We start from the raw sequence: 5,311 nt of genomic DNA on the forward strand, positions 1-5,311 counted from the left end.
CTCCGCCCCTCCGCCCCTCCGCAGGAGTCGACCATGCGGACCACGTTCCGTGCCGCCCGGATACTGAACCGCCGTCGCCGCCTCGTGGCCGTCGTACTCGCGGCGATGGCAACGGTCTTCGTTGGCCTCGCCGTACGCCCACCCCCCACCTCCGAGGTGCTGACCGCCGCTCACGACCTCAAAGGGGGCGTGCTGTCGGCCTCGGACGTCACGACGGCGCATCTCCCAGAAACCGCCATACCGGACGGCGCCCTCCGACCAGGCGCGTCCATCACCGGACGCGTGCTCGCCGCCCCGGCGCGGCGCGGCGAACCGCTCACCGACCTCCGCCTGCTCGGCCCGTCCCTGGTCGACGCCTATGGACCGGGCATGCGGGCGACCCCGGTACGCGTCACCGACGCCGGCGCGGCGCGCCTGCTCCGCCCAGGCGACGTCATCGACGTGATCGCCTCCACGGCCTCATGGGAGGACGCCGCCCCGAACCCGCTCATGGCGCGGGTCGCCCAGGCCGTCACCGTGATCGCCATCCCGAACTCGACCCGCCCGACCGACTCGATGACGGAGAACGGCGCCCTGGTCGTCCTGGCCACCACCCCCGACCAGGCCGCCCGCCTCGCCCAAGCCGGCACCGGCTCACGCCTGTCGATCACCATCCACGGCCACCCCGGCTGACATCAGGCCGGCCCCTCAAGGCAGCTACAGCGAAGCGACGCACGACGGACCCATACGACAACCCACCTGCCACATCAGTCTGACCAGACAGAGATCCATTCAGCACGCTCTGAACAGACTGAGATCCATTCAGCACGCTCTGAACAATCTAAGGTCGAATCAACTCGCTGCTAGCTTCGGGTCGTACTCCCAGTGCCAGGGCTCGAACGGGCTGTGGTACGCCCAATCGGGGTGGATCCACCCGAACCTCTTGCTGTTGGCCTCAAGCCAGTTGAACTGCACCGAGCGGAAGACGTCCACCCCGCCACACAGGTCGACCGCGAGCCCCAACCCGTGGTTGCTCCGCCCCGGTACGGCGGCGAAGCCCGGCCGGCGATAGAAGATCGCCTGCTGCTGGCCCAGGTTCCGGTAACTGTCGGTCACGCACATCGACTTGCCGAACTGCTTCTTGTACGCCTCGCTGAGCGCGACGAACGCGATCGCCGCGTCGGCCCGCAGTTCCCTGCCCGGCTGCTGCAGCGGGCACAACACACTCTTGGGCAGCAACCCGTTGGGGTACTCCGCGACGGCGCTCACCCGAGTGGGGTCGCACGCCGCACCCGACCGGCCGCCCTGGTTCACACGCACCCCGAGCTTGGCCAGGGCCGTGGACAGCGACTTCACCACCGTCGCCGACCGCTTCCTCAGCGTGTCGATCTCGACGCTGAGCTGCGCCTCCACCAGGAGTTTCGTCGCCCGGAGGTCCTGGGCCTGGTTCGCCAGCTTCTGCTGCTCCTGGTACAACCGCCCGGCGTCGGCCAGCACCTCGTCCCGCCCAGACACGAGATACGTCATGTCGCTGAGAGCCCGGAGGCTGGTCGCGTCGTCCTCGCCGGACATGAACGGGGCCATGTCGCCGCCCGAAGGCTCCTGGTACAGCGACTGGACAAGATCGGCCAGCGGCCTGCGCACCTTGGAGAGCGCCACGGTGGCCGTCCGAAGCTGATCCAGCTTGCCCTTGAGTTCCTTGTCGGCTTTCGCCAGCGTCGCCTGCCGCTGCTCCAGCGCCTTGGTCGCCTCCGCCAGCGCCTTGGACGACTTCTCCGCACTGCGGCGCAGCTCGTTGAGATTGGCCGGATCCTCCTCGCGGACGACCTTCTTCTCCTGCGTCACCGACCGCGCCTGCGCCGTGCCCGAAGACGTCACGCTGATCATGGAGACCATCGCCATAAGGACCGCGACCAGGCCCGCCGACCGGGGAGATGGCACGTTTCGAACCCCTCCGTTTGCGAACTTGTGACCTGAGCCCGGCACGCACGTTACTACAACGGGACGAATCCCACGGCCGGAGTCGCTACGCCGTTATGCACCGATCATGGCATTTATACCTCTCCCCCACCCCCCAATCACCCCACTTCCACCCCATCACCCCCCACCAGACCCCCCGCGACCACCTCAAGAAGCAACAGGGAACCCCCGAGCTCCACCCACCGTTCGCGATCTTCACACCACACGACGCCGCCCAGAACCAACATCACCCAGCCCACCCACCCGACACACGCCAAGGCCGCGGCCGACACACGGCCACTGGCAGAACCCAGCAACAAACCCAGCGTCCAAGGGCGCCCGCGGGTGATCCCTACCGACGTTCCCACCGACCCAGCCAGACCCACCAACCGCACCCCCAGCGCACAGCAAGTCGCTCGTCCACCCCACCGTGGCTCGGTTGAGGGAGGGTGACTCGGTTGAGGGAGGGTGACTCGGTTGAGGGAGGGTGACTCGGTTGAGGGAGAGTGATGTAGGGCCCAGGCGGATTGATCAGAGGGCACAAGCTGAAGATGACTAGGCGGGCTGGGGGCACTCGGGGGTGCGTGCCATGGGGGCCATGAGGATCAGGGTCGGGGATCCGCTACGACACCAGAAGATGACCCTCGCCGACGCCACGCCGCTCAGCCCGGCGCTCGGCATCGGGGCGTTCACCTAGAAACGCTGGTCATCGCCAGGAGCGCACCAAGGTCAACCCACTACACCACCCCAAATCCACCCAACCGCCCCTCTCCAGCCACCCCATCGACCGACCAATGCGCTCCAGCGGCTCCACTCATCCCCACCACCCACATCACTTCACCAACGGACTCGTCCCCCTCAACAAACGCGATCACCCGGTCCGGTCCAACAGCCTCCTCGGAGAGCACCGCTCCAATCACCCCATCGGCCACATCAGATCCCACCGCTCCAATCACCCCATCGGCCACATCAGATTCCACACCCCACACCAATCCACCGGCCACAGCAGACCGAACTGCTCCCACTCGAACAGACCCCGCGAACCGCCCAGCGCCAACCGCCCTAGCGACCCTCACCCCACCAGCCGCCCAACCAACCCTCACGAATCTCATGGCTCGCACCGACCCATCAACCTTCGCGAATCTCAACGCACCCGCCGCCAGACCAACCCTCGCCCCACCAGCTGCCCCGCCAACCCTCGCGAATCTCACCCCACCAACCTTCACGAATCTCACCGCACCAGCGGCCCTACCGAGCCTCGCGAATCTCATGGCTCGGACCAACCCACTGGTCTCAACAACTCGCACCGCGCCAGCCGGCCGGATATCGCGGGCAGTGTCGCCGGGCCCAGCAGAACCCCCCGCCCCATCACCCCCGACCAGCCTCAAGGCCTCAGCCGAACCACCGTCCCCGACCACATCTCCGACCCCGCCCCCAGCCCCGCCACTGCCACTGCCACTGCCGACCCCAGAACCCGCCCGAGCACCCGATCCGAAACCGGCACCACCATCAGGACTCAGACCAGGCCCGAGCCCGGCATCATGACCAGAACCAGAACCAGAACCTGGACCTGGACCTGGACCTGGCTCGGAATCGGCACCAGCACCAGCACCAGCACCAGCACCAGACTCAGAACCGGCACCGGCACCGGCACCGGCACCGGTCAACAATCGAGCCGCTCCGACTGTCGACCTCACCCCTTCAACCGACCTCGACCCCGACCCTCCACCATCCCCAAACCCGACTGCTCCCCTCCGCTCTACAGATCCAGCAAGCTGAGACCCTTGAGAACGTCCATCCATCCGTCCGTCAGAGCGCCCATCCGCCCGTCCAGCCCCCACACGCTCTCCCGCACGCCCCCCAACCTGCGCACGCCCACCCGCCCGCGCACTCCCACCGACCTGCGCACTCCCGCCGACCTGCGCAGATCCGCCTGCCCGCGCACCCCCACCGGCCCGCGCAGATCCGCCCGCCCGCGCACTCCCACCCACCTGCGCAGATCCGCCTGCTTGCTCACGCCCGCCCACCTGCGCACGTCCGCCTGCACGGGCGATGGCCGACGCACGCTCCCCCGACTGCGGGCCCTGCTCGCCACCGTCTGCCCCCCACGCCTGAGTACGACGCCCATCCGAATCATCGGAGGCCACCGCAGGCTCCTGCCCCTGCGGCTGCACAGCCCTCCCCCGCTCCCCTAACTGCATCTCCGGCGCACGTTCCTCGGGATAAACCTGCCCCTCCGTCGACCCCCCCGACCGAACGCCCCGCGCCGACCGCCCATCCCCCGCACGATCCCAACGTCCACTCATCACCGGCCCACCAGCCCGAAGACCCGACCCCGACCCCGACCCCGACCCCGACCAGCCAACCGGATCACTAAGAACCCGCCGCCCCGCCCACCCCTGCTCACGATCACGCGGATCCGACTCCTCCGCGCCCTGCCCGCCCGCCCTCACCCGTGAGACGTCCAGAAGCCGCCTCTGGCCCCACCCCAAAGGCGGCAGCACGCCCTCATATCCAAGATCACCATGCGGCAGGGCCGGCACAGGCGTGAGAAAGACCAGGCTCGGCACCTGTTCCCAACGCGCCATGGCCTTCATCTCCACCGCCTGCCGCGACGCGCTCCGTACCTGCTCCTCATATCCAGTGAGTTCAGCCACGAGCAACCCGAGCGCAAGGACCGCAGGCGCCAACATCGCCACCACGAGCACACCCGGACGAACCCCGTGGCGTCTCCGCCCACACTCCCGCCGCTCCACAGTCACGCTGCGTGACAGTAGTCACCCAGAGCTACCGCACGTTGCTGGCATGTCAGGCCTTTACCCCAGCTCAGACCACACATGAGATACGAACCCCAAAAGCCAAGCCACGCCACGGCCCACGCGGTGCTCACCTTTCGGTACGCTTACTCCAGACCCCAGCCTCCGTAGCTCAGGGGATAGAGCACCGCTCTCCTAAAGCGGGTGCCGCAGGTTCGAATCCTGCCGGGGGCACTCACCTGACCAGCGAACATGCCCCTGACCTGGGCCTGTTCTCGTATTGAATCCTCAGCTCCACGCAGCCGTGAGCCACCATAAGCAGCCGTATGTCAGAGGCTGTGGGATATGCGTGGGATGGATCCAGGAGCGTTTCCGCAGGTCGCTCATGCAAACGGGGCGAGGATCGAGCAACCCCGCTGGTCCAGGAAGCACCCATGATGTGGACCGCACGGCGTTGCCGGCTTCGCCTAGGATCGATCATCGTGCAGCGACTGGCACTCTTCGACCTGGACAACACGCTCATCGACTTGGACGCCGCCTTCGTGCTGTGGGCGCGAGAATTCGCCCAGGACCATCGACTTGGGCGCAAGGCCGTCGACCACCTGGTCAAGCTGGAC

Annotated in this window: 4 protein-coding genes and 1 tRNA gene; 2 read left to right on the plus strand and 3 right to left on the minus strand. The window is 67.5% G+C overall.

Translation table 11 applies throughout. The features are described 5' to 3' along the window. A partial coding sequence (gene cpaB / locus NYZ98_RS41020) for a Flp pilus assembly protein CpaB (RefSeq protein ID WP_316249664.1) occupies nt 1-672 on the plus strand: 672 nt, incomplete at its 5' end. A 159-nt stretch (nt 673-831) separates the two neighbouring features. Here cpaB and NYZ98_RS41025 read toward each other — a convergent pair. The 3 genes from NYZ98_RS41025 to NYZ98_RS41035 all read right to left on the minus strand — a co-directional run bounded on the left by NYZ98_RS41025 (nt 832) and on the right by NYZ98_RS41035 (nt 3,955). Beyond that, entirely contained in the window at nt 832-1,920 is a 1,089-nt protein-coding gene (locus NYZ98_RS41025) for a D-alanyl-D-alanine carboxypeptidase family protein (protein ID WP_262850930.1), read from the minus strand. Nucleotides 1,921-3,454: 1,534 nt separating this feature from the next. Beyond that, complete coding sequence (locus tag NYZ98_RS41030; RefSeq protein ID WP_262850932.1) at nt 3,455-3,598, minus strand: hypothetical protein; 144 nt, start codon at nt 3,596-3,598, stop codon at nt 3,455-3,457. Nucleotides 3,599-3,697: 99 nt separating this feature from the next. After that, nucleotides 3,698-3,955, minus strand: coding sequence for a hypothetical protein (locus NYZ98_RS41035; protein ID WP_262850934.1), 258 nt, complete (start codon nt 3,953-3,955; stop codon nt 3,698-3,700). 900 nt (nt 3,956-4,855) lie between these two features. On the opposite strand from NYZ98_RS41035, the gene NYZ98_RS41040 reads away from it, so the two are divergent. After that, nucleotides 4,856-4,928 (plus strand) — tRNA-Arg (locus NYZ98_RS41040). The last annotated feature ends 383 nt before the right edge of the window (nt 4,929-5,311 follow it).

The sequence above is a fragment of the Sphaerisporangium corydalis genome, from assembly GCF_025506355.1.
GTDB classification, from domain to species: Bacteria; Actinomycetota; Actinomycetes; order Streptosporangiales; family Streptosporangiaceae; genus Sphaerisporangium; species Sphaerisporangium corydalis.